Source organism: Neisseria sp. HMSC078C12 (assembly GCF_001838065.1).
Lineage (GTDB): Bacteria > Pseudomonadota > Gammaproteobacteria > Burkholderiales > Neisseriaceae > Neisseria.
Genome location: NZ_KV835613.1, coordinates 115,940 through 119,337 on the forward strand (window position 1 = coordinate 115,940; position 3,398 = coordinate 119,337).

At 46.5% G+C, this 3,398-nt stretch carries 2 protein-coding genes; both read left to right on the forward strand.

Going from position 1 to position 3,398, the window contains the following annotated elements:
• Window positions 1-201 precede the first annotated feature (201 nt).
• Entirely contained in the window at window positions 202-330 is a 129-nt protein-coding gene (locus HMPREF2596_RS11635) for a hypothetical protein (RefSeq protein ID WP_256388401.1), read from the forward strand.
• 767 nt (window positions 331-1,097) lie between these two features.
• Window positions 1,098-3,398, forward strand: a 2,301-nt coding sequence (locus HMPREF2596_RS08915) for an ESPR-type extended signal peptide-containing protein (protein ID WP_283140420.1), incomplete at its 3' end; no start/stop codon positions are given.

The following is a 3,398-nucleotide window of genomic DNA, read 5'->3' on the forward strand; positions in this document are numbered from 1 at the left end:
AAGCTGATATAAAATAAAGGCCGTCTGAAAACAAAGTTTCAATATCATGAAACCCGTTTTCAGACGGCCTTCTTCAATCATCAAACAATTTAGCGGCCTAACTGCAAATCAGGACAAAGCAACCAAGCCCCAGCCCGTCCGATTTATGCAGCAACACAACGCCACACAAGTCTAAAACCAACCCACTCAGAGAAAAAAAACATGAAACACATCCTCCTCATTCTCACCCTCGCCACACTCACCGCCTGCGCCTCCAGTCATACCGGCGGCTACGGCTATGCCGGCAACAACGGCGCATCCGCAGGCGTGACCCAAACGTTCCGTTGGTAAGGCCGTCTGAAAAAACAACACAGTTTTCTACAATAGAGAACAAACAAATCCCAAACGTAAAGGCAAGTTTTACACTTGCCTTTTTAACGCTGTCCATCGGCTCAATAGCGCATAAATTCGTGTCATTTGCCCGCTGTTTGCTATGTTAGAAAACGTCAAAGGCTGTCTGAAAACAGGCGATACAAACCCGTTACACGTTTCAAGCCGATCTTCAATACAAATTTCATTAATTCTCTAAATAAAAGCCCATATTTAAATCTATCACTAGAGAAACTATTCAAATTATATATTATTTAGTAATCATTATTGTTTGAGAATAAAAAAGTAAAATCAAATAGCTAGAAAAGCCGTTTAAAAAAAGCAACAAGTAAATTTAACGGGCATGACCGTTGAGGCCGAAAAAATAACACTTTATCGGAAGAGTTGATTTACGAAACCAAACGCATATAAAATTTGGACAAGGATTCCGAATGCATTGAAAGAAGCTGACAAAAAGTGACTGGTTAAGAAACAAGCTGACAAAAAACGGCACATCGTTTCCCAAACTTCACAAGCTTCCCAAAATGTATCAGCATAAAATCCCATAAAACAGGAATTTAGCTGCCATTCGGCCGAGTGGAGACTTTTGGCACGGGAATTGCATACAAGAGATTACGACGTAAAACCGCATAAAGGGGAGACTCTGAAGTGCGGCATATGTATGGGCAGGCGGTTTATAGCCGAGCAAACGTCCCAAAAGAAATCAAACCCCTTACAGGAAAATCGATATGAATAAAGTCTTTAAAGTCATTTGGAACCACGCGACCCAGACATGGACCGCGGTTTCCGAAATCAGCCATGCACACGGCAAAAAATCCGCTTCTGACAAGCGTAAAGCCGTAGCTGCTGCGGTGGTTGCTGCAGGTGCTTTGATGGCATCTAGCGGAGCAGAGGCCGCTGTAAGATTGGGAGGTAGTGCAGTAGACATTACTCCTGATGGTACTTACAACGGTTCTAACAGAAACGTTGGTGTCAACTCTGTTGTAGTGGGTTATCAAAATACTGCCAGCAGTCAAGATGGCACTATTGCTTACGGTGCGAACAATACTGCGACTGCAAACGCAGCATTGGCAGTAGGTAATAACAATATCGCAACCGGCGGTGCATCGACTGCAATGGGTGTAAGCTCTGTTGCAAGTGGTGAAGCTTCTGTTGCAATCGGTAATGTAGCCCAAGCAACTCAAATTCGTGCGACTGCAGTAGGTAACCGTGCAACTGCTACTCAAGACTCCGCAAGTGCATTCGGTAACCGTGCAAATGCTGGTGCACAATTTGCAACAGCTATTGGTGATAACTCCAATGCAAATGCTGCTGCAGTTGCTGTAGGTACGCATGCAAACGCTGAAAAACAAGATTCTATCGCTATTGGTAACAACGCTCATGGTGCTTGGACCAATGCTATTGCTGTCGGTAAAGATACTGTGGCAAGCCAAGACCACGCGATTGCAGCAGGTACTAGCGCAAATGCGTCAGGTATTCAAGCTGTCGGCGTTGGTTCATATACAAAAGCAGAAGGTAATCTGACAGTTGCAGTTGGTCCATATGCGCAAGCCAATAAAGAAGCTGCAATTGCTGTAGGTTCTAACGCTACTGCTGCTCAGTCTAACTCTATTGCTGTGGGTCAAACTGCCACTGCGTCTAACAATAACTCCATTGCTGTCGGTACTAAATCAGTTTCTAGAGGTGATAACGCAATTGGTGTCGGTGCTTATGCTGAATCAACTGCTCACCGTGCTACCGCTATCGGCGTGTTGTCTCAAGCTAATGGCACAGGCTCATTTGCTGGTGGTGCATCTGCTCAAGCAACAGGTGAAAATTCTGTAGCTATTGGCGGTGCGATGGATGGTAATTTCGGTAATAAAGCAGGTTCTGCTGCTAAAGCAATCGGTAACAACTCTATCGCTTTGGGTACTCAATCTAAAGCTGCTGGCAATAACTCTATCGCTCAAGGTAACGGTGCAACTGCTAAGCAAGCTGCTGACGTTGCCGTAGGTCATTCTGCTACAGCTGACGGTACTTCTACTGGCGCTGATGGCGACGGCGTAGTAAATAATGCCGGTTCGGCAATGGCAATCGGTACAGAAGCTCAAGCAACCGGTATCGTAGCAACAGCCATCGGTGAGCGCTCTAAAGCTCTGGCAAACGGCGCGGTAGCATTGGGTGGCGACGCTCAAGCCAAACAAGGTTCTGACGTAGCAATCGGTCGTGGTTCCGTAGCTGACGGTACTTCTGCTGCAGCATTCGGTCCTGCTGCTACAGCAACTGGTAAATACTCAGTAGCTTTGGGCGTACAAAGTAACGCTGCTTCTAAACAAGCAATTGCATTGGGCCGTGGTGCTCAAGCTAATGGCGGTGAATATGCAACTGCTCTGGGTAACGGTGCTCAAGCAACAGCTAAAAACACTCTGGCTTTGGGTACTGAAGCTAAATCTACTATCGAAAACAGCGTAGCTTTGGGTAACGGTTCTACAACCAGCAACTTCGTACCTACTAACACTGCTACTGTTGGCAGCTACACTTACAGCGGCTTCGCAGGTGCAACCAGCGGTTTGGGCAATGGCGCAGTATTGTCTGTAGGTTCTGCAGGTAACGAACGTCAAATCCAAAACGTTGCCGCAGGTCGTATCTCTGCAACTTCTACCGATGCAATCAACGGCTCTCAATTGTACGCTGTTGCAAATCGTATCGAAAACCTGAATCCGTTTGTATTCTCAGGCCACAATGGTAGCGGTAGCTCACCTGCTGAAGGTACTTACAAATACGATCCTAAATCAAATGCCAATAACACCCTGAAACTGATCGCCGGTAACGGTTTGACAATGACCTCAAACGGCTCTAACGAATACACCCTGAGCGTAATTGGTGGTGGTTCTACTGGTGCTTCCGGCGCTACTGGTGCGACTGGCCCTAAAGGCGATACTGGTGCAACTGGTGCTAAAGGCGATACTGGTGCAACTGGTGCTAAAGGCGAAAAAGGTGATACTGGTCCTGTTGGTCCTAAAGGCGATACCGGCGAAAAAGGTGAAGAC